Origin of the sequence: Antrihabitans cavernicola (assembly GCF_008297975.1) — a bacterium.
In the GTDB taxonomy this organism is placed as follows: domain Bacteria; phylum Actinomycetota; class Actinomycetes; order Mycobacteriales; family Mycobacteriaceae; genus Antrihabitans; species Antrihabitans cavernicola.
Window position 1 is genome coordinate 1 of sequence record NZ_VLNY01000010.1, and the last position, 15963, is coordinate 15963.

At 65.2% G+C, this 15963-nt stretch carries 15 protein-coding genes; 13 read left to right on the top strand and 2 right to left on the bottom strand.

Annotation, left to right across the window (positions count from 1 at the left end):
* Positions 1-123: 123 nt before the first annotated feature.
* From FOY51_RS18775 to FOY51_RS18810, 8 genes are all read left to right on the top strand, one after another.
* On the top strand, positions 124-1647 hold the full coding sequence (locus FOY51_RS18775) for an HNH endonuclease signature motif containing protein (protein WP_149431799.1): 1524 nt from the start codon (positions 124-126) through the stop codon (positions 1645-1647).
* A gap of 47 nt (positions 1648-1694) precedes the next feature.
* On the top strand, positions 1695-3053 hold the full coding sequence (gene pafA / locus FOY51_RS18780) for a Pup--protein ligase (RefSeq protein WP_187776386.1): 1359 nt from the start codon (positions 1695-1697) through the stop codon (positions 3051-3053).
* Between the two features lie 16 nt (positions 3054-3069).
* Positions 3070-4068, top strand: a complete 999-nt coding sequence (locus FOY51_RS18785; RefSeq protein ID WP_187776387.1) for a helix-turn-helix transcriptional regulator — start codon at positions 3070-3072, stop codon at positions 4066-4068.
* Complete coding sequence (locus FOY51_RS18790; protein ID WP_149431800.1) at positions 4065-5036, top strand: helix-turn-helix transcriptional regulator; 972 nt, start codon at positions 4065-4067, stop codon at positions 5034-5036. Before FOY51_RS18785 ends, FOY51_RS18790 begins: the two co-directional genes overlap by 4 nt.
* A gap of 46 nt (positions 5037-5082) precedes the next feature.
* Positions 5083-5346: a Sec-independent protein translocase subunit TatA gene (gene tatA, locus FOY51_RS18795; protein ID WP_149431801.1), complete on the top strand. Its 264-nt coding sequence runs from the start codon at positions 5083-5085 to the stop codon at positions 5344-5346.
* Between the two features lie 85 nt (positions 5347-5431).
* Positions 5432-6349 carry a twin-arginine translocase subunit TatC gene (gene tatC, locus FOY51_RS18800; RefSeq protein ID WP_149431802.1) on the top strand — a complete coding sequence of 306 codons (918 nt, stop codon included), beginning with the start codon at positions 5432-5434 and terminating at the stop codon, positions 6347-6349.
* 1 nt (position 6350) lies between these two features.
* On the top strand, positions 6351-9068 hold the full coding sequence (locus FOY51_RS18805) for a DEAD/DEAH box helicase (RefSeq protein ID WP_235916490.1): 2718 nt from the start codon (positions 6351-6353) through the stop codon (positions 9066-9068).
* Between the two features lie 57 nt (positions 9069-9125).
* Positions 9126-9944 (top strand): DUF4333 domain-containing protein, encoded by an 819-nt coding sequence (locus tag FOY51_RS18810; RefSeq protein WP_149431803.1) that lies wholly within the window; start codon positions 9126-9128, stop codon positions 9942-9944.
* Between the two features lie 24 nt (positions 9945-9968).
* Here the strand turns inward: FOY51_RS18810 and FOY51_RS18815 are convergent, their stop codons facing one another.
* The gene (locus FOY51_RS18815) at positions 9969-10910 is read right to left on the bottom strand and encodes a 5'-3' exonuclease (RefSeq protein WP_149431804.1); all 942 of its coding nucleotides are present in this window, start codon (positions 10908-10910) and stop codon (positions 9969-9971) included.
* A 54-nt stretch (positions 10911-10964) separates the two neighbouring features.
* Here FOY51_RS18815 and FOY51_RS18820 point away from each other — a divergent pair, with 54 nt between their 5' ends.
* Entirely contained in the window at positions 10965-12086 is a 1122-nt protein-coding gene (locus FOY51_RS18820) for a M24 family metallopeptidase (RefSeq protein ID WP_149431805.1), read from the top strand.
* Between the two features lies 1 nt (position 12087).
* On the opposite strand, the gene FOY51_RS18825 is transcribed toward FOY51_RS18820, so the two are convergent.
* Positions 12088-12483, bottom strand: a complete 396-nt coding sequence (locus FOY51_RS18825) for a PPOX class F420-dependent oxidoreductase (protein WP_149431806.1) — start codon at positions 12481-12483, stop codon at positions 12088-12090.
* A gap of 30 nt (positions 12484-12513) precedes the next feature.
* Between FOY51_RS18825 and dprE2 the strand changes: the two genes are divergently transcribed.
* From dprE2 to FOY51_RS18845, 4 genes are all read left to right on the top strand, one after another.
* Positions 12514-13275 carry a decaprenylphospho-beta-D-erythro-pentofuranosid-2-ulose 2-reductase gene (dprE2, locus tag FOY51_RS18830; protein WP_149431807.1) on the top strand — a complete coding sequence of 254 codons (762 nt, stop codon included), beginning with the start codon at positions 12514-12516 and terminating at the stop codon, positions 13273-13275.
* Entirely contained in the window at positions 13272-14474 is a 1203-nt protein-coding gene (cbiE, locus tag FOY51_RS18835) for a precorrin-6y C5,15-methyltransferase (decarboxylating) subunit CbiE (RefSeq protein ID WP_149431808.1), read from the top strand. Before dprE2 ends, cbiE begins: the two co-directional genes overlap by 4 nt.
* A gap of 92 nt (positions 14475-14566) precedes the next feature.
* Positions 14567-15142, top strand: coding sequence for a DUF8020 domain-containing protein (locus FOY51_RS18840; RefSeq protein ID WP_149431809.1), 576 nt, complete (start codon positions 14567-14569; stop codon positions 15140-15142).
* A gap of 16 nt (positions 15143-15158) precedes the next feature.
* Entirely contained in the window at positions 15159-15902 is a 744-nt protein-coding gene (locus FOY51_RS18845) for a cobalt-precorrin-6A reductase (RefSeq protein ID WP_214633120.1), read from the top strand.
* Positions 15903-15963 lie beyond the last annotated feature (61 nt).

Sequence of the window (15963 nt, forward strand, 5' to 3'; positions counted from 1 at the left end):
CCTCCGAGTCCTGCAGCGTCACCTCGAGCAGACGTAAAGCTCGTTGCCGGACCTCCGGCGGGTACTGACGGGGCATAGCTTCGATCCTCCTATAAAGATCGGAACTAAACCTGGGGTACTTCAGTGTGGTTCGAGCGTGATGTTGCTGCGGGTGGCGATGTGATCGTCGATTGCGGTAACAACGCGTTGGCGGAGATTGCGGTGCGGATCGGGTGTTCGAAGACGATGGCCGAGAATTATGCGTTGCTCGGCCTCGATCTGCGGTTGCGTTTGCCGCTGACGCGGGTGGTGTTCGCGGCGGGCGGGTTGGATTATGCGCGGGTGGCGAAGATTTCGCGGTCGTTGGGCGGGTTCACTGCGGCCACCGTGGCCGCGGCGGAACCGGAGATTGTTGCTGCGGCGCGGAGCCTGTCGCCGGGGCCGTTGGGGTCGGCGATCGAGCACGTGCTGATTCGGATCGCCCCTGACGAGGTGGCGCAGCGCCGTATCGATGCGACTCGGTGTCGGCGGGTTCGGAAGCGTCGTGATGGTGATCTGGGTGTGTTCGAGGCGGTGCTCTCACCCGAGGAGTGTGAAGCAACGTGGCAACGGATCGCGGAGGTGGCCGACACTGTCTGCACACACGATCGCCGGAACAGGCAGTATCGGTTGGTGGATGCGTTTCAAGCGTTGATTCATGGTGAGAACCGGTTGCAATGTAAGTGTGGTCGTGCTGATTGTGTTGCTGCGGAGAAGGTGTCAGGAAAACGACGGACCCCGTTGGTGCAAGTCAGTATCGATGTCGCGACCCTGCTGGGGTTGCTATCGAACCCCGCGTATCTCGAAGGCTACGGTCCGATCGATCCCGCGTTGGCCCGCGAGCTAGCGGCCGATGGGACCTGGCAAGCGATGTTGACCGAGGCCCTCGAGATGGCACGCTCGCTAGGTCTCGTCGGCGACGACGCTGCACCGGTGCAACCGGATTCGGCCGAGACGCCGGATTCGGAATCGGCGCCGGAGCCCGCCGAGCCGAGACCACCGCGGGCGTGTGTTTCGGTGTTCCATGGTCGCGGTCGGCGGCGCACGGCGGGGTGGTTGCCGGAGTTCGGGTCGACACCTGCGCTGTCGGATCCGGCGACGGCGGAACTGTCACCGACCGCGGTAGCGCAGCTGGTCGCTACGGCGATCGCGAAGGACCCACAGCTTGCGAACGGCGAACACCCCGACGGGCATGGCGGCCATTCCACACCACCACCGGGTGCATTGGAGTACCGACCGGATGCGGAGACGGTGGCGATCGTGCGGGCTCGGGATCGGCATTGCCGATTCCCGGGGTGCAGGGTGCCGGCGAAGAAGTGCCAAGTTGATCATGTGATTCCGTTTCGCCACCACGCCCCGCATGCCGGTGGGTGGACGATCCCGTCGAATCTGCAATGCCTGTGCGCATTTCACCATCAGTTGAAAACAATGAAGCTGTGGTCGGCGAAAATGTTGCCCGGCGCCATCATCATCTGGACCAGCAGCTACCACACCAGCCACATCACCCTTCCGGATGGCGGACTCACGGCGTCACCACCGGATCCCGATCTGATCCCGAAGATCCGCAACGGACCGGACAAATGGGAACCGTCGCCGCCGGATCAATGCGACGACCCGCCACCGTTCTGAGTTCGCGACTCCCGTCGTGGTGAGGGTGCTGGTTGTAGTGTCGAAGTGTGCAGCGACGAATCATGGGAATCGAGACCGAGTTCGGTGTCACCTGCACCTTTCACGGGCACAGGAGGCTGAGCCCGGACGAGGTTGCGCGATACCTCTTTCGCAGGGTGGTGTCCTGGGGTCGGAGCTCCAACGTCTTCCTCCGCAACGGCGCGCGCCTCTATCTCGACGTCGGCTCGCACCCGGAATACGCCACCGCAGAGTGCGACTCGCTTGTCCAACTCGTCACCCACGACCACGCTGGTGAGCGCGTCCTCGAGGACCTTCTCGTCGACGCGGAACAGCGGCTGGCCGAAGAGGGCATCGGCGGCGACATCTACCTGTTCAAGAACAACACCGACTCGGCAGGCAACTCGTACGGCTGCCACGAGAACTTCTGCGTGGTCCGCGCAGGGGAGTTCTCCCGCATCTCTGACGTACTTCTGCCGTTCCTCGTCACCCGCCAGCTGATCTGCGGCGCAGGCAAAGTCCTGCAAACTCCGAAGGCAGCTACCTTCTGCCTCTCGCAACGCGCGGAGCACATCTGGGAGGGCGTGTCGTCCGCGACTACACGCTCGCGTCCGATCATCAACACCCGCGATGAGCCGCACGCCGATGCCGAGAAGTACCGCCGCCTGCATGTGATCGTCGGCGACTCCAACATGTCCGAGACCACCACCATGCTCAAGGTCGGCACCGCCGCACTGGTGCTGGAGATGATCGAAGCAGGCGTGTCGTTCCGCGATTTCGCGTTGGACAACCCGATCCGCGCAATCCGCGAAGTGAGCCACGACATGACCGGCCGCAAGCCGGTGCGCCTTGCCGGCGGCCGCCAGGCCAGCGCGCTCGACATCCAGCGCGAGTACTACGCGCGCGCTGTCGAGCACCTGAAGACCCGCGAGCGCGATCCGCAGATCGACCAGGTGGTCGACCTCTGGGGCCGTACTCTCGACGCAGTCGAGGCGCAGGACTTCGCCAAGGTGGACACCGAAATCGACTGGGTGATCAAGCGGAAACTGTTCCAGCGCTACCAAGATCGGTACTCTATGGAGCTCTCCGATCCCAAGATCGCGCAACTGGACCTGGCATACCACGACATCAAGCGCGGTCGCGGAGTGTTCGACCTGTTGCAGCGCAAGGGATTGGCGAAGCGCGTCACCGAGGACGAGGCCGTGGACGCAGCCGTGGAGAAACCACCGCAGACCACGCGCGCAAAGCTCCGCGGCGACTTCATCACCGCCGCCCAGGATGCGGGCCGCGACTTCACCGTCGACTGGGTGCACCTCAAGCTCAACGACCAAGCTCAGCGCACCGTGCTGTGCAAAGATCCGTTCCGTTCGGTGGACGAGCGAGTCGAACGCTTGATCGCATCCATGTAGCACTAGGCTCCTCTGCGTGGCGATTTCCAAGGTCGAACGGTTGATGAATCTCGTCATCGCCTTGCTGTCGACTCGGCAATTTCTCACAGCCGAACGGATCCGTGAGAACGTCGCAGGCTACGGCGACTCGACCAGTGACGAAGCGTTCAGCAGAATGTTCGAGCGCGACAAGAACGAGCTGCGCGACCTGGGCATACCGCTGGAAACGGGACAGTCGTCCAGGTTTTCGAGCGTCGAGGGCTACCGGATCAACCGCGATGCCTACGAGCTGCCGGAAATCGATCTGACCAGCTCCGAGGCCGCCGCAGCTGCGGTCGCCGCACAGCTGTGGGAGTCGCCCGAGCTCGCATCGGCCGCCCAGAGTGCGCTGGTCAAACTTCGCGCTGCCGGTGTGCAGGTCGATCAGGATTCGGCGGCGGCCGTCACCGCTGTTCCAGCCCGTACCCGCGGGTCCGAGCCTGCGCTGGGCAAGATCCTCGCCGCAGTCGATGCCGGTCAGGCCGTCCGGTTCGATCATCGTGGCGCGATGAACGAGCCCTACCGCCAGCGCAACGTCGAACCGTGGGGTGTGGTGACGCACGCCGGGCGCTGGTACCTGGTGGGCCACGACCTCGATCGTGATGCGGTTCGGACGTTTCGGCTCTCGCGGATCGGCGACGACGTGATCGCGTACGGCGCCGAGAACAGCGTGCGCAAACCCGACGACATCGACCTTCGCGACATCGTCGATCGCATCACCGGAACCGCCGCCATCGCAGGCACCGCGACCGTCTGGGTGGCGCAAGGTCGAGCTCAAGAGCTGCGCCGGCTCGGCCGCGAGACTGGCGCGCAGCAGGTCGGCGAACGATCCGGAACGCTGCTCGAAATTCCGGTCCGGTCGTGGGATTGGGTGGCACGGCTGATCACCGGGCACGGTCCCGACGCGGTGGTGATCGGTCCACCCGACCTGCGCAACGACGTGATCGACCGATTGCGCGCTGTCACCGCCGATATCGACTCGGAGGTGGCGCGGTGAGCGTCAGGCTGTCCAGCCGACTCGCACGGCTGCTGAACATGGTTCCGTACTTCATCGCCAATCCCGGGATCAGCGCGGCAGAAGCAGCAGGCGAGCTCGGCGTCACCACCAAGCAGTTGATGGACGACCTCAACCAGCTGTGGATGTGTGGCCTACCTGGCTACGGTCCCGGCGACCTGATCGACCTGTCGTTCTCCGAGGAGAGCATCGAGGTCACGTTCTCGGCGGGAATCGACCGTCCACTGCGGCTGACCTCCACCGAGGCGACGGCGCTGCTGGTTGCGTTGCGGTCCATCCTCGAGATGCCTGGCATGGTCGACCCGACGGCGGCACAGGGCGCGATGGCGAAGATCGAATCGGCTGCGGGAGCGGCCGCGGTTCGCAACGGCGTGAAGGCGACAGACACGGCAACCAACGCACCACGCTCAGAAGATCCGTCGGCCGCGACGGTGCGGTCGGCGCTGGCCCGGTCTCGGGCAGTGCGTCTGGTCTACTACTCGGCCAGTCGTGATGCGGTGTCCGAGCGAGTTGTCGATCCCATTCGCATCGTTCTCGTCGACAATCACAGCTACCTGCAGGCGTGGTGCAGGCAGGCCGAAGGTGTTCGACTGTTCCGTTTCGACCGGATCGACGAGGCCGTCGAGCTAGACGAACGCTCGAATCCGCCCGCCGACGCCCTCGAGCAGGACTCCGCCCTCGACCTGTTCAGCGATGATCCGGCATTACCGTTGGCGCGGTTGAAGGTCGAGGGGTCGCACGGCTGGGTGCTCGATCAGTACCCGATGGACCAGCGTGCCGTTCACGCCGACGGCAGTATCGAAGTCACCATGCGCTTCGCGACCCTCGACTGGATGACCAGATTGGTCCTGGGCTTCGGATCTGGCATCACGGTCTTGGGCCCAGCCGAACTCGTCGCAGCGGTACGCGATCGTGCGGGCGCCGCGCTCGCCTCGTACGGCGCGGTTTGATCCTGGTCCGGTAACATCGACGGTATCTGAATTTTGGAGGTTTCACATGGGCGCCATGAGCCCCTGGCATTGGGCAATCGTGCTGCTGGTAGTCGTCATTCTCTTCGGCTCCAAGAAGCTCCCCGATGCCGCTCGCGGTCTCGGTCAATCGCTGCGCATCTTCAAGAGCGAAGTCAAGGAGATGCAGAAGGAAGGTCCTGAGAAGGCGAAGGCAAAGCCTGAGCCGCAACAGGAACTTCCACAGTCGACCACTCCGGCAACGCCGCAGCAGTACTCCACCCCTGATCACGCGGATCCGAAGTCGGCCTGACGGCCGTCACATAGCGGTCCTGATCGGGAATCCGGGGTGAGGAGCTCACCCCGGTAGGCGTGTGGGGTAACAGGAGACAGCCAAGGTGCGCATACCGTTCGACCCGCGACGCAGTAAGCGCCGAACCAACCCCGACGGCACCATGTCGCTCGTCGACCATCTCTACGAGCTGCGAACGCGGCTCATGATTTCCGTTGCCGCAGTACTTGTTACGACCCTCATCGGATTTTTCTGGTACTCGCACACCTTCTTCGGCATCGAAAGCCTCGGCGATGTGCTGCGCGGGCCCTATTGCTCGCTCCCGGATTCCGCACGTGCGGAGCTGACCCGCGACGGCGCCTGTCGCCTTCTGGCCACCGGGCCGTTCGAGCAGTTCATGCTGCGATTCAAGGTCGCGCTGACCGCGGGGATCGTGCTGGCCTGCCCGGTCTGGCTCTATCAGACCTGGGCGTTCATCACACCCGGGCTCTATGCGAAGGAACGGCGCTACGCGATCGGCTTCGTCGTTTCCGGTGCGGCTCTGTTCGTGACGGGTTCGGTCCTCGCCTACATCGTCGTCGCCAAGGCCTTGCGCTTCCTGATGACCATCGGCGACAACGTGCAGATCACCGCCTTGAGCGGCGTTCAATACTTCGGCTTCATCATCAATCTGCTGATCATCTTCGGCGTCAGTTTCGAGATACCCCTGCTCGTGGTTGCCCTCAACTTCGTCGGCGTCCTGAAGTACGAGAGATTGCGTGCCTGGCGGCGCGGGCTGATCTTCGGATTGTTCGTCTTCGCGGCGATCGCCACACCTGGGCAGGACCCGTTCTCGATGTTGGCGTTGGCGCTGGCGTTGACCGTGCTGTTCGAGTTCGCTGTGCAGATCGCCCGCGTCCACGACAAGCGCAAGGCGCGAAAGAACGCCGCGACAGACTGGTCGACGCTGTCCGACGACGAAGCGTCGACGATCCCGCCGGTGGTTCCGGTCGACAAGAGTTCCGACTACTCGGACACACTCTGACGTGAGCGCATCGGCATCGGGAGGGCCGCAGCTGACGGCATTCTCCGCCCAACTCAGCTTCCCGCTCGACCCCTTCCAGATCGAGGCGTGCTCGGCGCTCGAGGCAGGGCACGGCGTCCTTGTCTGCGCGCCAACCGGCGCGGGCAAGACGGTGGTCGGCGAATTCGCGGTCCACTTGGCATTGGAATTCGGCGGAAAATGCTTCTACACGACGCCCATCAAGGCGCTGAGCAACCAGAAGTTCGCCGATCTCACCGCCCGCTACGGCAAGGGGTCGGTCGGCCTGCTGACCGGCGACCAGAGCATCAACTCCGACGCGCCGGTAGTCGTGATGACCACCGAGGTGCTGCGCAACATGCTCTACGCGTCGTCACCCGCCCTGCGCGGTCTCTCCTTCGTCGTGATGGACGAGGTGCATTTTCTCGCCGACAGATTCCGCGGTGCGGTGTGGGAGGAAGTGATCCTGCACCTGCCCGACGACGTGCGACTGGTCAGCCTGTCGGCAACGGTCAGCAATGCCGAGGAGTTCGGTGCGTGGATGGAGACCGTTCGCGGTGACACCACGATCGTGGTCGACGAAAACCGGCCGATTCCGTTGTGGCAGCACATCATGGTGGGCCGTCGCATGTTCGATCTGTTCGACACCAAGGCGCAGGCGGCACGCCCCGAAGCCCGCATCGTCGTCGATCAGGAACTGGTGCGGCATCTGAAACAGCGCGCGTCCCTGGAGAATTCGGGATCGTGGGAGCCGCGTGGTCGTGGGCGCGGTCGCGGCGGATCGCGAAACAATTTCCGCCCGCTGCCTCGACCGGAGGTGCTTGCGAAACTCGACGAAGAGGCATTGCTGCCCGCCATCACCTTCATCTTCAGCCGAGCGGGCTGCGACGCCGCGCTCAATCAGTGCCTGCGTTCACGGCTGCAATTGACGTCGCCGGAGCAGGTCGAGCAGATCGACGAGATCATCGAACGCCACACCGGCGAGCTACCGAAGGCCGACCTGGACGTCCTCGGCTATTGGGAGTGGCGCGAAGCCCTCGAGCGCGGACTCGCCGCGCACCACGCAGGCATGCTGCCCGCCTTTCGACACACGGTCGAAGAGCTGTTCGTCAAAGGTCTCGTCAGGGCCGTGTTCGCGACCGAAACGCTGGCGCTCGGCATCAACATGCCCGCGCGCACCGTTGTGCTCGAGCGGTTGGTCAAATACAACGGTGAAACCCACGCCGAACTGACACCGGGCGAATACACGCAGCTCACCGGCCGTGCGGGCAGGCGGGGGATCGACGTGGAAGGTCACGCCGTCGTGCTGTGGCACCCCGATCTGGACGCCACCGAGGTTGCAGGTCTGGCATCGACGCGCACGTATCCGCTGCGCAGTTCGTTCCGACCCGGCTACAACATGTCGATCAACCTCATCGACCGGATGGGCGCCGAAGACTCGCGCACCCTTCTTGCCCGATCGTTCGCGCAGTTTCAGGCCGACCGATCGGTGGTGGGCCTTGTCCGCGGCATCGATCGCAACGACGTGGCGTTGACCGAATTGCGCGACCAATTGGGTGGCGCAGACGGCGAATACCTCGAATATGTGGCACTGCGAGAACGCATTGACAATCGCGAACGGCTCCTCGAACGACAGGGTCGCGAAGATCGGCGGGGCGAGGCGGTGACCGGCTTGGTCTCCTTGCGCCGAGGCGACGTCATCGCTATTCCGGTCGGCAGGCGAGCCGGGCTCGCGGTGATACTCGAGCCGGACGCCGATTCCGCCGACCCACGACCGCTGGTGCTCACCGAAGACAAATGGGCGGGCCGCATCTCGGCTGCCGACTTCCCTTCTCCCGCAGCGTCGTTGGGGCGCATGCGGCTGCCGCGTCACGTCGATCATCGGACTGCCCGCGCCCGACGCGACCTGGCGTCGGCACTGCGCAGCAGCGGGTTTTCCGTACCGGGTCGGCAGAAGCGCAGCAAGTCTCGTGCGGCAGACGATCGAGAACTCGCGACGCTCAACCGCGCGTTGCGATCACATCCGTCGCATCGAGCACCGGATCGCGAGGCGTTGAGCCGCGTCGGCGAGCGGTACAACCGACTGCTTCGCGAAACTGATTCGATGCGGCAGAAGGTCGCGGCGACCACCAATTCGCTGACCAAGACCTTCGATCGGATTCTGGCGCTGCTCTCGGAACGCGGTTACATCGTCGACGGCAACGTCACCGACGACGGCCGCCGATTGAGCCGCATCTATTCCGAGAGCGATCTTCTTGTTGCCGAATGCCTGCGTCAAGGGCTCTGGAAAGGGCTTGGACCTGCCGAATTGGCCGCTGTGGTTTCCGCAGTCGTTTTCGAGTCGCGGCAGGAGCGCACCTATCCGGTCGCATCCGGCCCGACAGGGGCGATTCGACATGCGATCACCCAGACCATCGGCGTGTGGAGCGACATTCGCGCCGACGAGGTGCGCCACAAGCTGCCGCTCACCCGTGAACCCGATCTCGGATTCGTCGATGCGATCTACAGATGGGCGCGCAACGAGCCACTGGTCGAGGCGCTGGTTGCAGCAGGCGATCAGGGGCGGGCCCTGTCGGCGGGCGATTTCGTCCGCTGGTGTCGTCAGGTGATCGATCTATTGGACCAGGTCCACAAGACCGCCGACGACCAGCAAGTAAGCAATGCTGCAGCAAAAGCCGTGCGGGCAATCCGGCACGGTGTGGTGGCAGTCGACGCCGCGTGACGCAGTTGGCGCTACCGTATTCACGAATTGCACGACAAAGCGAGCGGGAGGGACGACATGAGCGGACCGTACGGGCCGACCAACCCAGACGATCAGTGGGCGGGCCCCGGTAAGGACTCCGCTGGCGCCACGCCGAGCGGTCCTGTCGAGGACAACGCGGACGACGTGACCAAGGTTTTCAACAACCCACCGCAGCCGAGCCAGCCGCAGGCGCCCTATCAGGCTCCCCAGCCACAACAACCGCAGCCGCAACAGCAGTCGCCGCAGGGCCAGTGGGGGCAGGCACCGCAGCAGCCGAACCAGCAGTGGGGGCAGCAGGCTCCGGCGCAGCAGCAGTGGGGCCAGCAGGCTCCGCCGCAGGGCCAGTGGGGACAAGCGCCGCAGCAGCCGAACCAGCAATGGGGGCAGCAGGCTCCGGCGCAGCAGCAGTGGGGCCAGCAGGCTCCGCCGCAGGGCCAGTGGGGACAAGCGCCGCAGCAGCCCAATCAGCAATGGGGCCAGTCGCCGCAGCAGCCGAACCAGCAATGGGGGCAGCAGCCTGACCCCTTCGCTCAGGCCAAGCCGCAGAAGAAGTCCAAGCTTCCGCTTTTCATCGGCGCCGGCGTCCTCGCGCTGATCGCGATCGCGGTCGTTCTGTTCTTCGTCCTCGGCAGCAAGGACACCCTCGACCAGAACGCCGCCCAGGAGGGGGTGCAGAAGGTTCTCACCGACTCCTACGGCGCCGAAGACGTCACGGACGTCAGCTGCCCGGCCGACCAAGAGGTCAAGAAGGACGCGACCTTCGACTGCACTGTGAAGGTCGGCGGCGACGAGAAGAAGGTCACTGTGAAGTTCACCGACGACAGTGGCACCTACGAGGTCGGTCGGCCCAACTAGTCAGCGATTGGCCATTGCTGATGCTCAGCGCTTGGACATCGCGGCGATCAGTCGCGACACCGGGCTGGCAGCATTGAATTCCTCGGCGAGCCGGTCGAGCCTTTCGGGGTCGACCGGCTCGCTGGGGAGAACGTCCGAACGAGAGAACGTCACGTCGGCGTCGCGCACGGTTCGCACGACCGGTCCGGCAGCATCCAGATAGTCGCTCGCGGCAACGATCTTCGCCCGAACACCCTGCGCCATATCGCTGTCCGGGTCGGCCACCGCCGCACGAAGACCCGCCAGCGATCCGAACCGCAACATCAACATCGACGCGGTCTTCTCGCCGATACCGGCTACGCCCGGCAAGCCGTCGGACGCATCGCCGCGCAGCGTCGCCAAGTCCGCGTATGCATCGCCCGCGTTGTCGAGCGGAACGCCGTATTTCGCGGCAACCTCTGCGGGACCGAACAATTCGGCCTTCGCCAGGCCGCGGCCCACATAGAGCACCCGCACCGAAACGTCGCCGTCGCCTGCCAGCTGCAACAGATCTCGATCGCCGCTGACGACCACGACGTCGTCGGACTTCTCCTGGGTTGCCAAGGTGCCCAATACGTCGTCGGCTTCCAGTCCCTCGGCCCCGGCCGTGGCGATTCCGGCCGCTTCCAGCAAGTCCATGATCATGCCGACCTGTGGGGTCAGCAGATCGGGAACCTCTTCTGTGTTGGTCGCAGCGCCTTGCGGTGCGAGTCGATGCGTCTTGTACGTCGGGATCGCGTCGACCCGAAACTTGGGGCGCCAATCGAGGTCCAGACAGACGGCCAAGCGACTGGGGGAGTGCCGTGTGATCAATGACGCCACCATGTCGGTGAAGCCGCGCGTCGCGTTCACCGATCGGCCGTCGGCAGCCTTGATCGAATCGGGGACTCCGTGAAAGGCCCGGAACCACAGACTTGCACCGTCGAGTAGAAGTAGGGGTCCGCTCATGGGGACAGCGTAAGGCGCGCCGCAAGAACGAACGGACCCGCCTAGGCTGGGGGCATGGCAGCGACTTCCCGTTTCCCGACCGCCGTCTACCAGCATCGCCTGACCCGAGCCGCGGAACTCACGGCCGCCGCCGGTCTCGACGGTTTGCTGATCACGCCGTGCCCCGACCTCCGCTATCTGCTGGGTTCACGTGCCGAATCCTTCGAACGCCTGACATGTCTGGTGGTGCCTGCCGACGGCACGAGGCCCTCCGTGGTTGTCCCGACGATGGAGCTGGCCGGATTGGGTGGCTCCGCTGTCGACGAACTGGGTCTGTCGGTGCTGGACTGGGTCGACGGCACCGATCCGTACCGAATCGCTGCAGGCGTGTTGACCTCGCCCGCGCGCACCGCCGTGACGGACGCGATGCCCGCGCTGCATCTGATCCCGCTCACCGGCACGCTCGGCACCCTGCCGGTCCTGGCGACATCGGTCCTGCGGGAGTTGCGAATGATCAAGGACGACAGCGAGATCGAGGCGCTGCGCCGAGCGGGTCAGGCAATCGACCGGGTGCACGCACGGATGGGCGAGTGGCTGAAGGCGGGACGCACCGAGGCGGAGGTCGGTGCCGACATCGCGGCAGCGATCGTCGCGGAGGGCCATACCGAAGCGGCGTTCGTCATCGTCGGGGCAGGCGCGCACGGTGCGGACCCGCACCACGAGTTGTCGGATCGGACCATCGAAGCCGGTGACGTGGTGGTCGTCGATATCGGCGGCCCGGTGGAGCCCGGCTACAACTCGGACTCGACGCGGACCTACGCCGTCGGCGAGCCCGCGGCAGGGGTCGCCGAACGCTTCGCCGTCCTCGAGCGCGCTCAAGCCACAGCCGTCGCGGCGGTCCGTCCGGGTGTCAGCGCGGCTTCTGTCGATGCCGCCGCCCGCGACATCATCACCGACGCCGGGTTCGGCGAAGCATTCATCCATCGCACCGGCCACGGCATCGGTCTCTCGGTCCACGAAGAGCCGTACATCACGCTCGGAAATGCCACCCAGCTGGCACCCGGCATGGCGTTCAGCATCGAACCCGGGATCTATTTCGCCGGCGAGTGGGGCGCGCGGATCGAGGACATCGTCGTCGTGACGGCAGACGGCTGTGAGTCGATGAACAATCAGCCGCACGGATTGACGGTTCTCTGACTCACAGTCGTGAGCTGGCGAGCACCTTGGTCACGTCGATCTCGATGACCACGCGCTTCGGATTGACGCGTGGCTGCCGATAGCGGACGGCGTAACGCTGCTCGGCGTCGGCGACCGCCGCAGGCTCGGTGCGCACCGTTGCCGGGCCCTCGAAGGTGATCCACCGGGCGCCGTCGACCTGGCTGACCGCGGCGTATCCGCCGCGCTCGGCATTGAGCGCCTTCTGAGTTCCGCCACTGGTGATCACGCGCGCCTTGCCGTTCTCCGCGTCCCAGGTGAATCCGACGGCGACGACGTGGGGCGTGCCGTCGCGTCGCAGCGTGGTCAGCGTCGCGAGGTGACGTTCCCGCACGAACTCCAGCGCGAGGTCGGTCAGGCGATCGGGGGTGGTGGGCATGTCTCGACGGTAGTCGAGCACACTGGTGCCGTGGCTGGGAGTGCGAACGAACTGGCGCAGGGCGCGGTCCTGCTGTTGGGTGGCCGAAGCGAAATCGGACTCGAGATCGCCGATCGGCTCGCACCCGGGCGCGAGGTGATTCTGGCGGCGCGGCGAAGCGACCAGCTCGAGCACGAGCGACAACGCCTGATCGCGGCTGGTGCCACCGCCGTCCACACCGTCGAGTTCGACGCCGACGCGGTCGACGGGCACGGGCAGATTCTGTCGACCGTTGCACGCGAGCACGGCCCGATCGGAATTGCGGTGGTGGCGTTCGGCATCCTCGGTGATCAAGCTCGAGCCGAACGCGATGCCGCCCACGCCGTTGCGGTCGTCCATACCGACTTCGTAGCTCAGGTCAGCGTGTTGACCCATCTGGCGAACCTTCTTCGTGCACAGGGGTTTGGGCAGCTGGTGGTCTTCAGCTCCATCGCCGGCGTGCGGGTCCGGCGCGCCAACTACGTCTACGGCTCGGCAAAGGCCGGCCTCGACGGTTTTGCGAGTGGTCTCACGGATGCGTTGCACGGCAGTGGAGTTCACCTGATGCTGGTGCGGTCCGGTTTCGTCATCGGACGCATGACCGAAGGCATGAAGCCTGCACCCATGTCGAGCACGCCCGATCACGTTGCCGACGCCGTTGTCCGTGGACTGGCCCGCCGGTCCAGGACAATCGCGGTTCCGGAGCGACTGCGCGTGCTGTTTTTCGCCACTCGGTTGATTCCAACGCCGATCTGGCGGCGAATGCCGCGATGACCGAGAAAGTGGTAGTCGTCGGCATCGGCGCCGACGGCTGGGATGGCTTGACTTCGGTTGCTCGACACGCGATCTCAGCCTGTGACGTTCTGCTCGGCTCGTGCCGGCAGCTGGATCTGGTTCCGGCCGGTGATCACGAGCGCGTCCCGTGGCCGAGTCCACTGCTGCCGGCTCTTGCCGGCCTGTTCGAGGGCTACGCCGATCGCAAGCTGTGCGTGTTGGCGAGCGGCGACCCGATGTTTCACGGAATCGGCGTCAGTCTGGCGAAGCTGTTGGGGCCGCAGCGACTCCACGTGATTCCGCAGCCGTCGTCGGCATCGTTGGCATGTGCTCGGTTGGCCTGGCCGCTCGCGGAGACACCGGTCGTGAGCCTGGTGAACCGGCAGGTGGAGACGTTGCTCCCTGCGCTGATGGACGATGCCCGTCTGCTGGTGCTGAGCAACAACGGCCAGACACCCGCCGAGGTGGCACACCTGTTGAGTGCCAACGGATACGGCCGATCAGTCCTGCGTGTCCTCGAGCAACTCGGTGGACCGTCCGAACGGCAGCTCGATGCCGTCGCAGTGGAGTGGGCACACCATCGCGTGGACGCCTTGAACATCATCGCCATCGAATGCATTGCGGATCCGACTGCCATCCGGCTGACCCGCGGACCCGGCCTCCCCGATCACGTGTACGGCGGCGATGGCCAACTGACCAAGTCGGAGATGCGTGCGCTGTCCGTGGCCGCGCTCGCACCTGCACCCGGTGAACTGCTGTGGGATGTCGGCGGCGGGTCGGGCAGCATCGCCATCGAATGGTCGCGCTCGCATCCACGGTGCCGCGCGATTGCGTTCGAGCGCAAGGCCGACCGATCGGAACAGATTCTTGCCAACGCCCGCGCGTTGGGGGTCCCCACCGTTCGGGTGTTGGGTGCAGCACCTGCCGCGCTCGGCGAAGCGGAGACTCCGAACGCCATATTCGTCGGTGGCGGTCTGACCGATTCCGGCCTGCTCGACGAATGCTGGTCCAGGTTGCCCGCGGGTGGCAGGCTGGTCGCCAATTCGGTGACAGCCGAGTCGGACTCGGTACTGCTGGACTGGGCAGGCCGCCACGGCGGATCGCTGCGACGGTTCCAGATCTATCGTGCGGAACCGCTCGGGCGCTTCACGTCATGGCGACCCCACCTGCCGGTCACCCAGTGGTGCGTCTCGAAATAGAAAATTTCGTTACTTTTGCTCGGAAAGTCCGGATTTTCGACGGTACTCTCAGAACATTCCGGACAGTGGGGCCGGCGACAAGGGGAGCACGAATGCACATCAGGAAGTTTGCCGCAGTCGCGGTGATGGCCATCGCAGCAGTGGGGATTACTGCGGGTACCGCGAACGCTCAGCCCGCCGAGTTGGCACCGCCGGCCGTTGCGGGCGTCGACCACGGCATCGCGTACAAGACGCTGCTGACCGACGCGGGCAAGGCGGTGACCACGACGATCGATGCGGGCACCTTCTCGCTGAGCAGGGACGCATCCAGCGTCACTCTGGCAGACAAGAACGGCGGCGTGGTCGCTCAGATTCCGCTGACGTTCCAAGTGGCCGATCGTCAGGTTTCCGCCGTTCCGACCATCGACCCCAGCGGTCAGAGTCTGACGCTGACGCCGACCCACGTTGCGCTGCAGGACATCGGGTCGCAGCAGTGGTTCTTCGGCGAGCTGCAGCGGGCATCGACAGGTGCGCTCGTCGGCGCTCTTATCGGTGCAGCGATTGGCGTCATTTTTCTTGGAATTGGCTTCATCCCTGGCGGTTTGATCGGTGCGGGTATCGGTTTGCTCGTCGCGGGTGGCCAGCCGCTGATCGACTCGGGCTTCGCGTACTTCGGCGGCCAGCCCTGATTCACGCTGGGTGCCCGTGCGGGCACTGATTCTCGGCGGTACCGGGGAAGCCCGGTCGCTTGCCACAACACTTGCCGGCGAGCGGGGACTCGAGATCGTGTCCTCGCTCGCCGGACGTGTGCGCGCACCGCAGTTGCCCCCGGGTGAAGTTCGCATCGGCGGCTTCGGTGGTACCGCCGGGCTACAGGAGTGGCTGCGAGACAACGCAATCGACGTCGTTGTCGACGCGACGCACCCGTTCGCGGCGCAGGTGACCCAGCACAGCGTCGACGCAGCAGCGGAATTGGGTTTGCCGATCGTGGTGCTGCGACGGTCGCCTTGGATCGAGGACGCGGGCGACCGGTGGGCGCACGTCCCCTCGGTGGCGGCGGCGGTGGACGCACTTCCCGGCCTCGGCACTCGTGTCTTCTCGACCATCGGTCGGCAAAGCGTCGCAGCCTTCGTCGATGCAGCCGATATCTGGTTCCTCATCCGTGCCATCGATCCGCCGGACGGGCCACTACCGCCGAATGCCGAACTGCTGCTCGAGCGTGGGCCGTTCGATGTCCAACATGAAGCCGAGCTGCTGGACCGGCACCGGATCGATCTGTTGCTCACGAAGAACAGCGGCGGCGATCAGACGGTGGCCAAGCTCAGCGCTGCCCGGGCCGCGGGGGTACGCGTGCTCATGATCGATCGCCCGCCGCTTCCTGCAGGCGTCGAGACGGTCGAGTCTGTCGCGGCCGCGCACGAGTGGTTGCGCCGCCTGTTAGCGTCGTGATCATGGCAATTCGGCGGGCCTCGAACAGCTCGATTCGCAGGGTGTTGCTGCTGGTTGTGCT